At 36.6% G+C, this 254-nt stretch carries 1 protein-coding gene; it reads left to right on the top strand.

The genetic code is table 11. The features are described 5' to 3' along the window. Window positions 1-254 (top strand): DUF2461 family protein (locus AAEY72_RS15605; RefSeq protein WP_352311530.1); only part of this gene is annotated, 254 nt, incomplete at both ends.

The following is a 254-nucleotide window of genomic DNA, read 5'->3' as shown; positions in this document are numbered from 1 at the left end:
GGTATTTGGCGACCAGAATCAAAGGCGCTTAATGCAATTAGAACCTGCATAGACGAAAACCCAAATAGCTATAAAAAAGCAATTTATGATGAGCAATTTAAATCTATATTTGAAATGTCAGGAGAATCGCTAAAACGCCCGCCAAGAGGTTTTGAAAAAGCTCATCCCTTAATAGATGAGCTCAAACGAAAAGACTTTATAGCCATTAGCTCGCTTACTCAAAAGCAAATATGCAGTAATAACCTAGTTGATAC

Origin of the sequence: Psychrobacter sp. W2-37-MNA-CIBAN-0211, from assembly GCF_040309405.1 — a bacterium.
GTDB classification, from domain to species: domain Bacteria; phylum Pseudomonadota; class Gammaproteobacteria; order Pseudomonadales; family Moraxellaceae; genus Psychrobacter; species Psychrobacter glaciei.
This window is presented reverse-complemented; position numbering and strand designations above follow the sequence as displayed.